This is a genomic window from Luteimicrobium subarcticum (assembly GCF_002798015.1).
GTDB classification, from domain to species: Bacteria; Actinomycetota; Actinomycetes; order Actinomycetales; family Cellulomonadaceae; genus Luteimicrobium; species Luteimicrobium subarcticum.
Genome location: NZ_PGTZ01000013.1, coordinates 92,332 through 109,181, shown reverse-complemented (window position 1 = coordinate 109,181; position 16,850 = coordinate 92,332). Strand labels below are relative to the sequence as shown.

At 74.2% G+C, this 16,850-nt stretch carries 11 protein-coding genes; 3 read left to right on the top strand and 8 right to left on the bottom strand.

Translation table 11 applies throughout. The features are described 5' to 3' along the window. Positions 1–175: 175 nt before the first annotated feature. Both CLV34_RS15595 and CLV34_RS15590 read right to left on the bottom strand, forming a co-directional pair. The gene (locus tag CLV34_RS15595) at positions 176–2,260 is read right to left on the bottom strand and encodes a carbohydrate-binding protein (RefSeq protein ID WP_100351233.1); all 2,085 of its coding nucleotides are present in this window, start codon (positions 2,258–2,260) and stop codon (positions 176–178) included. Positions 2,261–2,346: 86 nt separating this feature from the next. Then, on the bottom strand, positions 2,347–2,979 hold the full coding sequence (locus CLV34_RS15590; protein ID WP_100351232.1) for an FMN-dependent NADH-azoreductase: 633 nt from the start codon (positions 2,977–2,979) through the stop codon (positions 2,347–2,349). 111 nt (positions 2,980–3,090) lie between these two features. On the opposite strand from CLV34_RS15590, the gene CLV34_RS15585 reads away from it, so the two are divergent. Beyond that, on the top strand, positions 3,091–3,603 hold the full coding sequence (locus CLV34_RS15585; RefSeq protein WP_100351231.1) for a MarR family winged helix-turn-helix transcriptional regulator: 513 nt from the start codon (positions 3,091–3,093) through the stop codon (positions 3,601–3,603). Positions 3,604–3,616: 13 nt separating this feature from the next. On the opposite strand, the gene CLV34_RS15580 is transcribed toward CLV34_RS15585, so the two are convergent. Continuing rightward, positions 3,617–4,591 carry a helix-turn-helix transcriptional regulator gene (locus CLV34_RS15580; RefSeq protein WP_100351230.1) on the bottom strand — a complete coding sequence of 325 codons (975 nt, stop codon included), beginning with the start codon at positions 4,589–4,591 and terminating at the stop codon, positions 3,617–3,619. Positions 4,592–4,747: 156 nt separating this feature from the next. Between CLV34_RS15580 and CLV34_RS16500 the strand changes: the two genes are divergently transcribed. Further along, on the top strand, positions 4,748–8,899 hold the full coding sequence (locus CLV34_RS16500) for a hypothetical protein (protein WP_157803883.1): 4,152 nt from the start codon (positions 4,748–4,750) through the stop codon (positions 8,897–8,899). Between the two features lie 332 nt (positions 8,900–9,231). Here the strand turns inward: CLV34_RS16500 and CLV34_RS15570 are convergent, their stop codons facing one another. Continuing rightward, positions 9,232–10,812, bottom strand: a complete 1,581-nt coding sequence (locus tag CLV34_RS15570) for a SulP family inorganic anion transporter (RefSeq protein WP_211289491.1) — start codon at positions 10,810–10,812, stop codon at positions 9,232–9,234. A 66-nt stretch (positions 10,813–10,878) separates the two neighbouring features. Next, positions 10,879–12,426 carry an extracellular solute-binding protein gene (locus tag CLV34_RS15565; RefSeq protein WP_170044716.1) on the bottom strand — a complete coding sequence of 516 codons (1,548 nt, stop codon included), beginning with the start codon at positions 12,424–12,426 and terminating at the stop codon, positions 10,879–10,881. 118 nt (positions 12,427–12,544) lie between these two features. Here CLV34_RS15565 and CLV34_RS15560 point away from each other — a divergent pair, with 118 nt between their 5' ends. After that, on the top strand, positions 12,545–13,378 hold the full coding sequence (locus CLV34_RS15560; RefSeq protein WP_100351228.1) for an SDR family NAD(P)-dependent oxidoreductase: 834 nt from the start codon (positions 12,545–12,547) through the stop codon (positions 13,376–13,378). Here the strand turns inward: CLV34_RS15560 and CLV34_RS15555 are convergent. The 3 genes from CLV34_RS15555 to CLV34_RS15545 are packed head-to-tail and all read right to left on the bottom strand — an operon-like array spanning position 13,368 to position 16,827. Further along, positions 13,368–14,519, bottom strand: coding sequence for an NAD-dependent epimerase/dehydratase family protein (locus tag CLV34_RS15555; protein WP_100351227.1), 1,152 nt, complete (start codon positions 14,517–14,519; stop codon positions 13,368–13,370). The genes CLV34_RS15560 and CLV34_RS15555 overlap by 11 nt on opposite strands. Continuing rightward, positions 14,516–15,373, bottom strand: coding sequence for an MTAP family purine nucleoside phosphorylase (locus CLV34_RS15550; protein WP_100351226.1), 858 nt, complete (start codon positions 15,371–15,373; stop codon positions 14,516–14,518). The genes CLV34_RS15555 and CLV34_RS15550 overlap by 4 nt, the downstream gene beginning before the upstream one ends. Beyond that, positions 15,370–16,827: a glycosyltransferase 87 family protein gene (locus tag CLV34_RS15545; protein WP_100351225.1), complete on the bottom strand. Its 1,458-nt coding sequence runs from the start codon at positions 16,825–16,827 to the stop codon at positions 15,370–15,372. Before CLV34_RS15545 ends, CLV34_RS15550 begins: the two co-directional genes overlap by 4 nt. Between the last annotated feature and the right edge of the window lie 23 nt (positions 16,828–16,850).

Below are 16,850 nucleotides of genomic sequence, written 5' to 3'. Positions count from 1 at the left end.
CAGCCGTTGCACGACCGTGCGGCCCGCAGCCCTCATAGTCGGTGACGAGCCCCGTGAATGGAAGGGTGAGATTGGTACCGCGACGTGGCGAGGCCGCCCGGTGTTCTCGCACGCGGGACGCACCAGCGGCCGGGTTTGCAGGTGCAAACCCGGCCGCACCGTGCGGCGGGGACCGTCAGCCGGCGAGGACCCAAGGCCCGTAGAGCGTGCCGGGCACCTGGTTCCGCGTCCACCACTGGGCCGTGTACCTCCGGCCCTGGTAGACGACGACGTCGCCACCGGTGAACACGCGCGACGGCGTCCACGCGGCGGTGCCGTCGGACGCGGTGGCGATCTCAGCCCAGGCGCCGTACGGCCGGCCGGGCTGCTCGCCCGACGTCCACCACAGCGCTTCGAACACCGCGCCGCCGGACGAGACCCGATCGCCCGCGACGTAGACCTTCGTGGCGACCCACGCGGCGGGCCGGGGCACGCCCTGGTCGCCGAGTCCGAGGTCGCAGCGGATCCGTCCGCTGTACAGGGCGTGGCCTTCCCCGGCCGAGCCGGGCCCGGTGCCGTAGATGCCGTCGTCGGACCACAGCACCGCACGGGTCCCGTCGGTGCAGGTCGACGTGGGCGCGAGCGCGAAGCCCTCGAGGTTGTCGACGGGCAGCCCGGCGGGCTTCGCGTAGGCGACGTCGGGGACGATCGCGCCCGTCGCACCCACCTTCAGGACGGTCGACGTGACGCCGCACGTGTTGTCGCACAGGGCCCAGATGCGCTGCGTGCCCGCGTCGAACTGGACGTCCATGACGTGGCCCATGCCCGTGTCGACGACGGCGACGCGGTGGTACGAGCCCCCGGCGCCGAGCGCGTAGGCGTAGAGCTTGCCGTCGTTCTCGAGGCCCGCGAAGTACAGGCCCGTGCCGTGGCCCGGGTAGTCGGCGGGGTGGTACGTGCGCCCGGTCGAGGCGTCGACGAACCCGTTCGCGGTGAGGTAGCTGTCGGGGACGAACGCGACGCCCTCGAACCCGAGGTTCGCCTCGGTCTTGTTGCCGGCGTGCAGCTCGGGGAACTCGGACGTCAGGTTCCACTGGTCCGTCGCGACGAGCGTGCTGCCCGCCTGTGTCGGGTCGAACCGCAGGACCGAGTTCAGCGGGACCGTGTTTGCCGCGTTGTTGCGCTCCGTCGTGACGTAGAGCGCGCCGTCGCCGCCGACCGTCAGGCCCTCGGTGTCGGGCTGGTTCGTCGCCGGGTCGCTGCTGCCCGGGAAGAAGATCTCCTTGCCCGCGCCCCAGCCGTCCGACGTGTCGGGCACCCAGAGGCCGTCGTGCTGCACGAGCCGGAACACCCAGCTCTTGTTCTTCACCGCGTAGAGCACGGACGGGTCGGACGGGTCGAACGCCAGCCCGCTGACGTCGCGCCCCTCCGGACCGGTCGTGGTCTTCCACGCGCACTGCGCGTCGGCGAGGGCGACGTCCGCGCTGCCCGGCCAGGAGGTCGGCGCGAGCGCCGTCGCGGGGAGCGTCCCCGTGCCGGACGGCGCCTCGGGCTCGCATGCGAGCGTCGTGCCGCCGGTTCCCCCGCCGGTGCCGCCGGACGCGCGCGGGTCACGCGCGTCGCCGAAGCGGCTGGTGCCGGGCGAACCGACGTCCGATGCCGCGCCGACCGTCGCGGCCCAGGCGTGGTCGCCGTCCCCGACCGCGGCGAGCTGCCACTGGCTCGCGTCGTCGGCGCCGAGCGCGGCGGCCGTCTTCGGCTCGCCCGACACGGCCTGGGTGCGCGGACCCTTGAGCGTCCCCGTGCCCTGGTCGTCGTAGGCGAGGCGGTCGACGAGCGTGCCGGTCGCGTCGTAGACCTCGACGTCGTCGGCTCGGCCGATGTTGTGGGTGATGCCACCGAGCACGGGGACGTCGGCCGCGAGCCCCCACTGCGTGCGGAACGTGTCCGCCGTCGTCTCGGTGAGGAGGACGGACCGACCGGAGGCGACGGTCCCGAGCGATGCGAGCGGGACCTGGCCCGCCCCGCCGCCGCTGGCCGCGTACGACCAGCCGGCGAGGTCCACCGGGGTGGCGCCCACGTTGGTGAGCTCGACGAACTCGCCGGCCGTGACGCCCGGCTTGTACATCCACTCGGTGATGCGGATCGACGACGTGGCCGGAGCGGTGGTCGAGGCGGGGGTCGTCGCGGCCTGGGCCGCCGCGGGGAGCGCGACCGTCAGGGCGCCGGCGGTCGCGGCGAGCGCGAGCGTCGCCAGTGCCCGGTGGGCAGGAGTGTGCATGGTGCCCGATGGTCGCGGCGTCGCCCGTCCACCCGCTGTCGCCGGGGTGAACGGGCGACGAACATCGCGCAGCCCGACGACGGCGGTCAGCGGGTGGCGAGCGCCCGGCCGGCGGCGACGGCGGCCTCCTCGGCCTCCTTCTTCAGGAGCGCGGCGGGCTCGGTGAACGCGTCGAGCGCCGGGTTGACGCCGACGAGCGTGAACTCGCGCTCGATGACGGTCAGGTCGGCCTTCCAGACGTCGCCGACGATGCGGCGCAGGTAGCCGATCGAGTGGTCCCAGCCCTCCTTGGGGGTGCCGGGCGCGTACGAGCCGCCGCGGGTCGTGATGAGCACGACGGGCTTGCCCTCGAGCAGGGGCGTGCCGGCGCCACCTCCTGCGATGACGAGGTCGATCCACGTCTTGGCGTGCTGGGAGACGCCCCAGTTGTAGAGCGGGAGGGCGAGGATGACGGCGTCGGCCGTGCGGAGCTCCTCGGCGAGCTCGGTCGCGAGGGCGAGCGCGTCGCGCTGGGCGTCGGTGCGCTGCTCCTCGGGGACGAACCCGGCGAACGCTGCCGCGGCCCATGCGTCGGACGGAAGGGGCTGGTCGCCGAGGTGGCGGCGGACGATCGTCTCGTCAGGACGGCCGGCGGCGAGCTCGGCGGTGACGAGGTCGGCGAGGGCGCTGCTGGCCGAGGCCGGTCCCTGGATGCTGGCGTCGACGCGCAGGACGGTCATGGTGTCTCCCGGTGATCGAGTGCCGGGCCCGGCTCCCGGGCACGACTTGAATGTTCAACTCGCACCGTAGACGCTCGGAGTTGAACATTCAAATGAGCTATCCTCGACCCCATGGGGACGACCGGGACGGCCGACGCGCGGCAGGTGCCGTGGCTCACCGGCGAGCAGCAGGAGCACTGGCGTGCGCTCGTCGCGCTCGTCATGACGCTGCCCGCCGCCCTCGACGCCCAGCTCAAGCGCGACGCGGGCATGAACACGTTCGAGTACCACGTGCTCGTCGCCCTCGCGGCCTCCGACCACGGCGTGGTGCCGATGAGCGACCTGGCCGTCCTCGCACAGGGATCACCGTCACGGCTGTCGCACGCGGTCTCGCGTCTCGAGCGCGCCGGCTGGGTCGAGCGCGTCACCTGCCACGAGGCCGGGCGCAGGACGAGCGCGCGACTCACGGCAGCCGGCGACGACAAGCTCCGGGCGACGGCCCCGGGCCACGTCCGCGAGGCCCGGCGGCTCGTCGTGGACGCGCTCGACGCCGACCAGCTCACGGCGCTCGCCACGGCGGCCCGCACCATCGTCGACGCCGCCGTGCCCGCCGCGTGCGACGGCTCCTGCGACCCCGGCTCCTGACGGGACGCGGCCGTCAGACCCAGCCGCGGCGCGCGGCCTGGGCCCCCGCCTGGAACCGGCTGGTCGCCCCCAGGCGCGTCACGAGCTCCGCGATCCGGCGCCTCACCGTCCGCTCCGACAGCCCGAGCTGCCGTCCGACGGACTCGTCCTTGAGCCCGGCGCCGAGCAGCTCGAGGATCTCCCGGTCGACCGGCTCGAGGCCGTCCTCGGGGGCGGTGCCCTCCGCGGACGCGAAGAGGGGCGCGCCGCGCTCCCACGTCGCCTCGAAGAGCTCGACGAGCGCGTCGCAGAGCCGCGAACGGTGCACCACGACGGCCGTCGTGCGGGCACTCTCCGCACGGTCGGTGAGCGGGATGATCGCGACCCGCGAGTCGACGACGACCATCTTGAGCGGGACGTCCGGCACCACGCGGGCGCGCTCCCCGCGGGCCACGTCCTGCCGGATCACGCCGGCGAACCCCTCGACCGCGAGGACCTCCGACGCGTACACGGCCCGGACGCTGACCCCGCGGCCCAGCACGGTCTGCTCCTCGGACATCTGGTCGCCCGGCCCCGCGACGACGTACGGCGGCGCGTTGAACGCGAGCACCTCGTGCTCGGCACCGAGGATGAGGTGGGACAGGCGCTCGGTGATCGCGGTCGGCCCCTCGACGAGCTCGACGAGCCGTGACGGCTCGGTCCGGAGCAGCCGTTCGTGGAACTCGGCCGCGTACAGGGACACGGCGGACGTCGTGCGCTCGAGCTCGGCCTGCCGGGCGCGGACGAGCGCGGTGAGGGCGAGCTGCGGGTCGACGGGCGCGTACCGCACCGGGCTGCCGGGCTGCTGCGTGGCCAGGCCGAGCGTCACGAGCTGCTGAGCGGCACGGCGGGCGACCACGACCGACGCCTCGAGCTGGTCCGCGAGCTCGCGCTCGGTCGGGCTGGGCCCCTTGAGCAGCGAGCGGTAGACCCGTTCCTCGACCTCGCCGAGTCCGACACCTTCGAGCATCCGGGGCCTCCCGCCCTGTCGACGCCTCCCCCGGCGGCTCCAGGTTACCGGCCGGTACCGGCCAGTGACCGGAAGAGGAACGCCTGCGGGCTACAGGTTTCCGTGTGAGCGCTGCCACAGTGATTCCGACCCTGGTATGACCATGAGAGGGAATCCATGAGAACCCGCACCCGGAGCCTGCGCTCCGCCACACTCGCCGTGACGGCCGCCGCCGTCACCGCGATGGTGACGGCGCCGGCTGTGAGCGCCTCCACAGGCGCCGACGACGGTGGGAGCGACAGCCTCCACTTCACCGCGTCCCAGCTGGACAAGGCGAGCCAGCACTACCTCCCGCAGGCCGACGGCACCCCGGGCCTCGTGGCCCAGGCGCAGGACCTGACGGACGACACCACGAGCACCTCGGCCCAGCAGTCGCAGACCCTCAAGGGCTCCGCGAAGCTCGGTGCCACGAGCAAGAGCGACGCGGACGTCGACGGGTTCGTCTCGAAGGGCAGCGTCGAGACCGTCCGCGGTGCGATGTCGACCCTGACCCTCGGCGGGACCCTCGACTGGGTCGGCATCACGAGCGCCGGCACCGTCGCACGCTACGACGCGCAGGGCCACATCGTCTGGCAGGACGGCGTCCATGACCTCACCAAGGCGTGGGACATCACGTCGATCAACGACGTCCACACCGAGGACCTCACGCCGCAGCTCTACGAGGGCTACAACCCGTACACGCCGAGCGCGACCGGGCGCCACCCGTTCGCTCAGGCCGACCTGAACGGCGACGGCACCGCGGACGTCGCGGTCGCCTACCAGCTCGGGGTCGCGCCGGACGCGCCCTTCACGACGCCCGGCTCCGACCTGAACAGCGGCACGTTCGTCAGCGTCTTCGACGGCAAGACGGGCTCGATGCTCTGGCACCGGCTCGTGCCGGGCACCGTCGGCTCGATGACCGTCCAGGGCGGCACGCTCGTCGTCGCCGAGAACACCGGACCCGACTGGTACAACAACCCCGTCGCGACGCAGGGCGACAGCCGCAGCGCGCTCGTCGGCTACCGCTTCTCGGGCAGCGGCCACACCGCCATCACGGGCACCCAGGCCTGGACCTACTCGACCGGCGCCCCGAACGCCGACTGGTCCGACGTCGAGACCCTCGGCTCCGGCCAGGTCACCGTCGGCTGGACCGACACCCCGCTCGGCCTCGGCACCCCGCGCCCCGCCGCCGGGCACGTCGTCGTGGTCGACGCGAAGACCGGCAAGGGCGTCGTCGACGTCAAGACGCCGGGCTACCCCCGCATCGTCCAGCAGGGCACGTCGGCCGGCACCGTCCTCGTCGCCGAGCAGAACGACCCGCTCGACTCGGTGTTCTGGCAGCTCACCACGATCGACGTGAAGACCGGCAAGCGCTCGGTCGTCACCACCCACCAGGGCGCGATCCCGGAGGCCGTCGAGGTCAACACCTCCGCCCTGGGTCTGCTCGCCGGCCAGCCGCAGTACGTCGTGGCCGAGCTCGGCATCAACGCCGACCTCAGCGACGGCGCGTCGTCCGTCGCGGGCGTCGACAAGAACGGCAAGACCACCTGGACCTACACCACCAGGTCCACGGTCGGCGCCACCGAGTCGCCGGTCACGGGCGTCTCGCTCGACCCGCTCGGCCACGTCCTCGTGACGGTCTCCGACGCCGTCGCGCAGTCCCGCACCAACCCTGCGGGCCCGGAGCACACGCAGGTCGTGGCGCTCGCCACGCGGACCGGCAAGACCGCGTGGACGCACGAGGGCTCGGTCGCGGGCGACCAGGTGACCTCCTACCTCGGCGGCTCCCTGACGGTCGGCTACGACCTGACCGCGTCGCTCACCGGCTACCTGGGCGCGGTCACCGAGACCATGCCGATGCTCGGTGACCTCTACGCGGCCGACTCGTACGACGTGAACGGTGACGGCGTCGCCGACGTCATCGCCGGTGGCGAGAGCCGCGGCGTCTTCGCCCTCGACGGCAAGTCGCTCAAGAACGACGTCACCAAGGTCCTCTGGGAGACCCCGGTGGCCGCGTCGGTGCACGGCGTGCACGTCGCACCCGTCGCGGGCTCGAACGGCAAGACCTCGACCGAGGTCGTCGCCGCGACGGCTCAGGGCTTCGCAGTCATCGACCCGAAGAAGGGCACGCTCGTCTCGCAGACCTCGACCGGCGCGTTCGAGTACGACGCACCCGTCGTCGACGGTCACGTCGTGGTCTCGGGCACGAAGGGCGTGTCGGCGTACGACGCGGCCGGCAAGGCCGTGTGGACCTACCTGCCGGCCTCTGCCGCCGGCAAGAACGTCGCCTACTCCGTGCCCGCCACGGACGGCAGCGGCAAGCTCTTCCTCGAGTACGGCGGCGTCCGCGGCTACGGGACCGGCACGTCCGACCCCGCACCGACCGCCGTCGCCCTCGACAGCACCACCGGCAAGCAGGTCTGGTCGGTGCAGCCGACGGCCAGCGCCAACGCCGCCTGGGTCGAGTCGCAGCACGGCGCCTACGCGTCGAAGGACATCCCGAGCACGGACGGCCACGGCGTGGTCTTCACGTTCGGCGGTGACACCGTCCAGAGCTTCGGCAACACGGCGATGATCGTGAACGGCAAGACCGGTGCCGTCGTCAGCGAGACCCTGGGCAACGGGTCGGCGACGTTCCACGGCTACGCCTCGTCGCCCAGCCAGGGCCTCATGTGGCTCAACGCGTTCCTGATGCGCACGTTCCCCGCCGACGGCTCGTCGGTGGTGCAGACGCACACCCTGCCCGACGTCCAGCAGGCCACGTTCGCGACCGCGCAGGACGGCAGCTCCGTGTTCGTCGGCGGCGTGGGCGGCATCTACGCCTGGAAGGCGCCGATCACGGACAACGACGGGAACTTCCTGGAGCGCGACGCGGCGGCGTTCGCGTACTTCGCGGGCACGGTCACGCCGCTCGCGCTCGACGCCGACAAGGCCACGGACCTGCTCGCGCTGCCGATGGACTACGAGGCGTACAACCTCAACCAGAACGTCGGCGGCTACGGCGCCGACCCGTACCCCTCGGACGCCTTCCCGCACGGTGTCACCACGCTCCAGGTGACCGGCACCTCCGGCGCGGCGTCGTCCGACGCCGCAGCGTCGCTCCCGTCGTCCGCGACGGTCGCGGCCGCCACGGCGACCACCGCCCTGCAGTCCGGCGCCCTGCCGGTCGGCGTGGCGTCGACCCCGCACCAGGTGCTGTCCCAGAAGGCGGCCCCCGCGGCGTCCAGCTCCGCGGACGACGGCGAGGCCACGACCGGCTACACGCCGCAGCAGATCCAGAAGCGTCTGGGCCTGACGGGTGACGGCACGGGCCAGACGGTCGCGATCTCGATCGCGTACGACTACCCGACGGCGAAGAGCGACCTGAACCACTACGCGGCGCACTTCGACCTGCCGCTGACGTGCGACAACGCAGACGCCGACCCGAGCGACTGCTTCGACCTCGACGTGGTCTACGCGGACGGCAAGCAGCCGGCCCAGGACGACGGCTGGAACGAGGAGGCCGCGCTCGACCTCGACTCGGTCCACTCGGTCGCGCCGCACGCGAAGATCGTGCTCGTCGAGGCCGAGGACGCCTCGTCGGCCGCCCTGTACCGGGCGATCGACAAGGCCGCCGCACTGCACCCGGCCGCGATCAACAACAGCTGGGGCATGCCGGAGTTCTCCGAGGAGTCGTTCTACGACTCCCACTGCGTGGTCACGACGGTCTGCACCCAGTCGACCGGTGACGACGCCCACCCGGCGGGCTACTCGAGCACGAACCCGGCGATCCTCGCGGTCGGCGGCACGAACCTCAAGCTCGACGCCGACGGCAACACCACGGGTGAGACCGCCTGGTCCAAGACGGGTGGTGGCCTGAGCTACTTCGAGAAGCGCCCGGCGTACCAGGACGGCATCGTGTCGTCGCCGTTCCGCGGTGCCCCGGACGTCTCGTTCGTCGCCGACCCCAGGACCGGCATCGCCACCTACGTCACGCTCGCCACCGAGGGCGGCAGCTACTGGACGCAGGTCGGCGGCACGAGCCTCTCGTCGCCGATGTGGGCGGGCATCCTCGCGGACGCCGACCAGCTCCGCACGGCCGAGGGCAAGGCGCCGTTCGCGGCGGCCGGCAAGGACGGCGACACGATCCACCAGGCGGTCTACTCGCTCGGCTCCGCGCTGAACGACGTGACGGCCGGGTCGAACGGCCTGTGCGGCGCCGAGTGCACCGCCGGCCCGGGCTACGACACGGTGACGGGCCTCGGCTCGCCGCTCGCCGGGATCGACGTGGCGCTCGCCGCGAAGAAGTAACCCCCCCCCCCCCCCCCCCCCCCCCCCCCCCCCCCCCCCCCCCGCTCCCGTGCCGAACAGGTGGTTGTCCACCTGTTCGGCGCGGATGGGGTGGACAGGAGCCTGCTCGACCGGGGACGACCCCCTGGTCGGGCAGGCTCCTTCGTCGTCTGCGGGACGTCGCGCGGGGCAGGAGCTCGTGCGCGAGCACCGGGTCGTCAGGACGCGCGGTTCCGCCGTGCGCTCCGCAGGGTGTGCCGCTCTTCGTGCCACCACGCACCACAGCCCGCGCCAACGGCGCTGCCCCGGCCGCCGAGTCCCCGGGACGTGCCCGCTCGCGCGGCAGCGGGGAGCTACCCGGCGGCGACGAGCCGGCCCGACAGCCGGTCATGGCGCGCCTGCGAGTCGGGGTCGAGCCCGACGATCGTGACGCGCTTGCCGTGCGCCTCGTACCGGGTGCGGATCGCGTCGAGGGTCGCGACGGTCGACGCGTCCCACACGTGCGCGCGCGACAGGTCGAGCACCACGTCGGACGGGTCGCCCGCGTAGTCGAACCGGGAGACCAGGTCGTTGGACGACGCGAAGAACAGCTCGCCCGCGACGGCGTAGACCCGCCGGCCGTCGGGGTCGTCGGCGCGGCCACCGTCGTCGGTGGCGTCGTGCGGCGGGTCCACGCGGGTCACGGTCGCGAGGTGCGCGACGCGGCGCGCGAACAGGACGGTCGCGGCGAGCACCCCGGCGATGACGCCGTAGGCGAGGTCGTGCGTCGCGACGGTGACGACGACCGTCAGCACCATGACGCCGGTCTCCGAGCGCGGCATGCGGCGCAGGGTGGACGGCGCGACGGAGTGCCAGTCGAACGTGCCGACGCACACCATGACCATGACGGCGACGAGCGCGGCCATGGGGATGCGGGCGACCGCGTCCCCGAGGCCGACGACCAGCACGAGCAGGAACGCGCCGGCGAGGAACGTCGAGATGCGCGTGCGCGCCCCGGAGACCTTCACGTTGATCATGGTCTGGCCGATCATCGCGCAGCCGCCCATGCCGCCGAAGAACCCGGTCACCACGTTGGCGACGCCCTGGCCCCACGACTCGCGCCGCTTGTCGGAGTGAGTGTCGGTGACGTCGTCGACGAGCTTCGCGGTGAGGAGCGACTCGAGCAGCCCGACGAGCGCGGCCGCGAGCGCGTACGGCGCGATGATGCGCAGCGTGTCGAGCGTGTACGGCACGTGCGGGAGCCCGAACGAGGGCAACGAGTCGGGCAGCGCGCCCTCGTCGCCGACGGTCGGCACGTGGATCCCACCGAGCAGCGCCGCGGCCGTGAGCAGGACGATCGCGACGAGCGGCGCCGGCACGACGGTCGTCCAGCGCGGGAGCAGCACGATGACGGCAACGCCGACGGCCACCATCGGGTACACCGCCCACGGCACGTGGACGAGGTGCGTGAGCTGGGACATGAAGATGAGGATCGCGAGCGCGTTGACGAACCCGACCATGACGGAGCGGGGCACGAACCGCATGAGCCGTGCGACGCCGAGCAGCGCGAGGACGACCTGCAGGACTCCCGCGAGGACGATCGTCGCGACGAGGTAGTCGAGCCCGTGATCACGGACGACGGGGGCGACGACGAGCGCGACCGACCCGGTCGCCGCCGAGATCATGGCGGGCCGACCACCGGTGAACGCGATCGTCACCGCCATGGTGAACGACGCGAAGAGCCCGACCCGCGGGTCGACGCCGGCGACGATCGAGAACGCGATCGCCTCGGGGATCAGCGCGAGGGCGACGACGAGACCGGCGAGCACCTCGGTGCGCAGGCGGCGGGGCGAGCGCAGGGCCCGCGCCACGGACCACGCGGCGTCCGCCTCGGGCGGCCCGACGGGAAGGTCGGGGACGGTGACGGGCTCGGCGGCGCGGGGGGCTTCAGGCACGTGGCGCCATTCTACGGGTGCCCGGGGCACCGGACGCAGTCGACCGCCGGCGCGACGATCGACGGGTCAGCCGGTCGCGGCGGTCCGCTCCGCGTCGCGCTGCGCCGCGGCGAGCAGCGCCGGCACGTCGGCGTCGCGGTCAGTGAGCACGGCGCGGACGACGGCGTCGAGGGCGACGTACTCGGCACGCGGGGCGACGACGGGCGGCGCCACCAGGGGCCGTCCCGGCACCGAGCGCACCGCCGCGACGTTCACGGGCGTCAGTCCCACGAGCGGCCCCACGGGGTCCGGCTGCTGGGGGTTGGGGACGAACGTCGACCCGGGGCTCGGCGCCACCTCGCCTGACGAACCGCCTGACGGAGTACCCGAGGCCGATGCGCCCGCGGAGGGGGTGGTCCCCGTGACCGCCGGGCTCGGCGCGGCCGTCGGGATGCCGCCGGCGCCGCCCGGTCCGTCGGTCGCCTCGGCCGCTGCGAGCGCCCGCGACGCCACCGTCCCCGAGACGTCGCTGAGCGACGAGTCGGTCCCGTTGATCAGCCCGGCGACGTAGGCGGTGTCGATCCATCGCGCGGCCGCGTCCTGCTGCGCGGAGGTCGCGTCGGGCGACACGAACGCCGTCATGCCGTCGACCGCCACCCCGGCGTCGTCGCCGGTCAGCGGAATGGGGGCGATGCCGAGGTCGTCGGGGTCCGTGCCGGCGCGGACCGCCGCGGACGACAGGTCGGTCGTGCCGACGACCATGGCGACCTTGCCCGCCGCGAAGGCGCGGACCACGTCGTCCGTCGACCCGAGGAGGGTCGTGCCGAGCGAGCCGTCCTGCCAGCGCATGTCGTGCAGCAGCTCGGCGGCGGTCCGCGCACCCGCGAAGGTCACCGCTCCGTCGTGCTCGATCCGCCCGCCCGTGGCGGCGGCGACGGCGGCGAGGGTCGCGCCGCCCGACCCGTTCTCCGTGGGCACCCCGAGCCCGGCGCCGCCGGTGCTCGCCGCGAGGAGCTTCGCGTCCCGGCGCACCTGAGCCCAGGTGGTCGGCGGGTCGTCGGGGTCGAGACCGGCGTCGCGGAACGCGTCCCGGTCGTAGACGAGCCGCGCGGGGGACGCGGTCGCCGGCACCCCGCGGACGGTCCCGCCGGCGGTCGTGCCCGCCGTCGCGCGCCCGGTCGTACCGGGGGTCGTGCCCGGGGTCGTCAGCGCGACGTCGAGGTCGTCCGTCCCGGCGCCGTCGAGGTAGGGGAACGCGGCGAGGACGTCCTCGACGTGCGCGACCTGGTCGTCCGCGACGAGCGCGGGCGCATCCGTGAACGGGGCGACGAAGACCGTGGGGACGGCCCCGGCGGCGGCGTCGGTCGCGAACGTCTGCGCGTCGTAGCCGTAGACCCGGAACGTGACGCGGACGTCCGGGTTCATGTCCTCGAACTCGGCGACCAGCCCGTCGAGCGCCGCCTGGGCGCCGTCGTCGAGGCCCGCGAACGTCGCGACGGTGATCTGCGTGGGGTCGTCGTGGCCACCCGCCGAGCACCCCGCGAGGGCGCCGAGCGCGAGAGCCGCGACGCTCGCCGCTCCCACGACAGCCGACGCAGCGGACGGCAGCACCGCGCTCCGGGTCCGACGCTTCACACCGTCGATGCTATCGGGCCGTGCCGCCCGCGACCGGGACCGGCAGGCCCTGCGCGGGCGTGCGCCCGGAGAGTCGGACACCATGGCGGACGACCACCGCTGCCGACGAGAGGGAACCGTGCGCACCGTCGTGATCACCGGGGCCAGCGACGGGATCGGGGCCGCGGCCACGAAGCTCCTCGCCCGCCGGGAGCCGCAGGACGTCCGCCTCGTCCTCGTCGGACGCTCGCCCGACAAGACGCGCGCGGTCGCCGAACGGATCGGTGCCGAGCACCACGTGGCCGACTACGAGCGCCTCGACGACGTCCGGCAGCTCGCGGCGACACTGCTGCGCGAGTGCGACCGCATCGACGTCCTCGCCCACAACGCCGGCGGCATCTTCTCCGGCCCGGTGCGCACGGCCGACGGGTTCGAGCGCACCTTCCAGGTCGACCACCTCGCCCCGACCCTTCTGACGCACGAGCTCCTCGGACGGCTCCTGGAGAGCCGGGCGTCCGTCGTGAGCACGGCGAGCGTCGCCGCCCGCGTGCTCGCCCGACCCGACCTGGACGACCTCGAGACGTGGCACCGCTTCACGCCGAACCGCGCGTACGGGAACGCGAAGCTCGCGAACGTCGTGTTCACCGCGGGCCTGCACGAGCGGTTCCACGAGCAGGGGCTGTCGTCCGTCGCGTTCCATCCGGGGATCGTCGCGACCGGGTTCGCGGCCGACACCACGAGCGTGTTCCGCCGCCTGTACCACGGCGTCCTCCGCCCGTTCCTGACGTCGCCGCAGCAGGGCGGCGCGAACCTCGCACACTTCGTCACGGGCGAGGCGGGCGTCGACTGGCAGTCCGGCGCGTATTACGACCAGCACCGGCGGCTCGGGCGCACGCACCGCGTCGCGTCCGACCCGGCCTTCGTCCGCGAGCACTGGGAGCGCAGCGCGCAGCTTCTCGGGATCAGGTGGTAGCCACGGAACCGGGTGCCGCGGGCAGCGGTCCCCCGACGAGGTCGGCCACCCCGTCGACGAACGCGACGCGCGGCCTCCACCCCGTCTCGGCGCGCAGCCGCTCGGACGACGCCGTGACGTGCCGGACGTCCCCGAGCCGGTACTCGCCCGTCACGACGGGCGACGGTCCACCGGCGGCGCGCGCGAGCTCCCCGGCCAGGTCGCCGACGGTCCGCACCTGTCCGCTGCCGACGTTGAAGGCCCGCGTCGCCCCCTCGGCCGACCCCGGCGACGCGGTCCACGCCGCCGCGGCGAGGTTCGCGGCGGCCACGTCGTCGACGTGCACGAAGTCGCGGCGCTGCGCGCCGTCCTCGAACACCCGGGGCGCGGTGCCCGCCGCGAGCGCCGAGAGGAAGAGCGCCGCGACACCGGCGTAGGGCGTGCCGGCGGGAAGACCCGGACCGTACACGTTGTGGTAGCGCAGCAGGGCGGCCGTCCCCCCGGACGTCCTGGCCCAGGCGGCGGCGAGGTGCTCCTGGTGGAGCTTCGTCGCCGCGTAGACGTTCCGCGGGTCGAGCTCTGCGTCTTCCGTGACGAGCGCCGGGACGTACGGGCGACCCGTCGGAGTGAGCGGGTCGAAGACGCCCCGGTCGAGGTCGGCCGCCCGCCGCGGCGGCGGCTGCACAGACGCGGCGTCGGGCCGCTCCGGGTCGGTGTACCGCCCCTCCCCGTACACGACCATCGAGGACGCGAGGACGAGCCGCGGCACCCCGCGGCGCGCCATCGCCGCGAGGACGTGGGCGGTCCCGGTGCCGTTGGAGTCGACGTAGTCGGGGGCGTCGTCGAGGGAGACGCCGAGGCCGACCTTCGCGGCGAGGTGCACGACGACGTCCGCACCGTCGACGGCGGCGTCCGCGACACCGGGGTCGCGCAGGTCGGCGACGGTCACCGACAGCCGCGACGCGGCGTCGAGGTCGGCGAGCGCCGCGAGCCGGCCGGGGAGACGCTCCCGCGCCACGCCCCGGCGGTGGACGTCGGAGCGGTGGACGTCGGGGCGCAGCGAGTCGACGACGTGCACGTCCCACCCGGCGTCGAGCGCGGCGCGCACGGTCGGCACGCCGATGAAGCCGGCTCCCCCGGTGACCACGAGCCGCCCCGTCATGCGCCCGCCCCCGCGACGGGCAGCGCCAGGACGCGCACCGACGCCTCGCGCGGTACGAGCTCTCGCGGCTCGTAGTCCTCGGGCACGGCGGCCACGATCGCGGCGAGCAGGGCCAGCAGACGCGGCTGGGCGGCTGCCATCCGGGCGAGCACGAGCGACGCGTCGGCCGCGTCGGCATCCCCGGCGACGACACCGGCGTCGGTGTCGGTGACGAACGACAGGTTGACGAGCCCCATGCCGAGCTCGGCGGCCAGGACCGTCTCCGGGTACTGGGTCATGTTCACGATGTCGGCGCCCGCCGCGCGGAACCACTGCGACTCGGCGCGTGTGGAGAACCGCGGACCCTGGACGACGACCGTCGTCGCGGTGCCGGCGACGTCCTCCCCGAGGCGGCGCGCGGCGTCCAGCGCGACGTGGCGCAGGGCGGGGCAGAACGGGTCGGCGGCGGCGAGGTGCTCGACACCGGCAGCGCCTCCCGTGAAGTACGTGTCGGCGCGACCGGTCGTGCGGTCGATCAGCTGGTCGGGCAGGACGAACCGGCCCGGGGGCAGGTCGGGGGCCAGGCCTCCCACCGCTGTCGACGAGACCACGGCGCGCACGCCCAGGCTCGCGAGCGCCCACAGGTTCGCCCGCGCCTCGATCGCATGAGGCGGGAGGGTGTGCGCCGTGCCGTGCCGCGGGAGGAACGCGACGGTGCGGCCGCCGAACTCGCCCACCGTCAGCGGCGCCGACGGGCTGCCGAAGGGGGTCGCGACGTCGAGCTCGCGGGCCGTCCCGGCGTCGAACAGGCGGTACAGCCCGGACCCCCCGACGACGGCGACGCGGGGGGTGGGATCGGCAGAGGTCTCGGTCATGCGGTGCTCCTTGCGGTCGAGGTCAGGTCCGTGTCGTGCGGGTGCGCCGAGCCGGCGACACCCCCGTCGGGGTCCGGGGCGTCGCCGCTCCCCCACCTCCGCCAGGCCGCCGCCCCGACCACGACCGCCAGGCACGCCCCCATGGCCCACCGCTCGACGACGCCGTCGCCGAACATCTGGCTCGCCTGCAGCCCCACGGGCAGCGCGAGCCACTCCCACCGGCGGCTCAGCGCGACGAACGGCAGCAGCAGGACGGCGTACCAGGCCGTCGCCGGGCGGACGACCAGCAGCGTCCCGCCGATCAGCACCACCTGGGTCAGCCACGGACGGTCGGGGTCCGCACGCCACCACGACCACACCGCGAGCGCCGCGACGAGCAGCAGCGCGACGACGGTCGCCGCGGTCCCCGGCACGACGAGCGTCACGAGCGCGAACCGCGCCCCGGAGTCGTACCCCTCCTCGTCGAGATAGCCCGACAGGTAGCCGAGGACGCCCGTCCCCGACACCGCCACGTACGGGACGTACACCAGCGCGACCGTCACGACCGCGGCTGCCGCGGTCCGCCAGCCGTGACGACGGAGCAGCGGCGGCGCGGCGAGCGCCGGGATCACCTTGGTGGCGGTCGCGAGCCCGAGGAGCACGCCGGCGACGAGCGGGCGGCGGTCCGTCGCGCCACGGCGCAGCCACGCCAGGTCGCTCGTCGCCGCCAGCGTCGCCAGCACGAGCAGGAGCGTCCCCAGACCGTCGACGTGGGAGTTCGTGACGACCTCCTCCGCGACGAACGGGCACCAGCCCCACACCGCGGCCCACCGGGCCGCCATCCCCCGGCGGCGCATCCCGACCAGCAGCGCCCCCGTCAGGCCCAGGCCGACCAGCAGCCCCGAGACCTGCAAGGGCCAGTACTCCGCGCCCGACGGGACGGGCGCGCGCACCGCGGCGAAGTACGCCTCCGCGACCGGCGGGTAGATCGTCGGGACCTGCGGCCGGTTCAGCGCCGTGCACAGCGGCGCACCCGACGGGACGGTCGTCGTCGGCTGCACCCGCAGCTCGTCGCACGTGACGGTCCCGTCCGCGGCGACGTCCGGGGCGGGGAACAGCCAGTCCGTGCGCAGGCCGGCCAGGTGGTCGTCCGCGGGCACGTACGCGTACGGGGAGGTGCCCGCGTCCTGCACGATGCCGTCCCACGCGTAGCGGGCCGAGTCGGTGCTCATGTTGGGTGGCCCCACGAGCGCCGCGACCCCGACCGCGAGCGACCCGGCCAGCACCAGCGGCACCACCCGCCGCTCCGGCACGCGGCGCAGCGCGAGCAGGGCCAGACCGAACAGGACCCACCCGGCCGCGAGCCACCAGGCCAGCACGGGACGGTGCGACGGGGTGAAGCCCGGGGTGCGCGTCGTGACAGCGGTGACCACGGTCAGGGCGGCCACCGCGACGGCGGAGAGAGCGGTACGCACCCTCCGATCGTGCCGTGCCGTCC

What these genes read in the sequence shown, in the direction of transcription:
- CLV34_RS15595 (WP_100351233.1), bottom strand. Translation starts at nt 2,260, where the DNA reads ATGCACACTCCTGCCCACCGGGCACTGGCGACGCTCGCGCTCGCCGCG.
- CLV34_RS15590 (WP_100351232.1), bottom strand. Translation starts at nt 2,979, where the DNA reads ATGACCGTCCTGCGCGTCGACGCCAGCATCCAGGGACCGGCCTCGGCC.
- CLV34_RS15585 (WP_100351231.1), top strand. Translation starts at nt 3,091, where the DNA reads ATGGGGACGACCGGGACGGCCGACGCGCGGCAGGTGCCGTGGCTCACC.
- CLV34_RS15580 (WP_100351230.1), bottom strand. Translation starts at nt 4,591, where the DNA reads ATGCTCGAAGGTGTCGGACTCGGCGAGGTCGAGGAACGGGTCTACCGC.
- CLV34_RS16500 (WP_157803883.1), top strand. Translation starts at nt 4,748, where the DNA reads ATGAGAACCCGCACCCGGAGCCTGCGCTCCGCCACACTCGCCGTGACG.
- CLV34_RS15555 (WP_100351227.1), bottom strand. Translation starts at nt 14,519, where the DNA reads ATGACGGGGCGGCTCGTGGTCACCGGGGGAGCCGGCTTCATCGGCGTG.
- CLV34_RS15550 (WP_100351226.1), bottom strand. Translation starts at nt 15,373, where the DNA reads ATGACCGAGACCTCTGCCGATCCCACCCCCCGCGTCGCCGTCGTCGGG.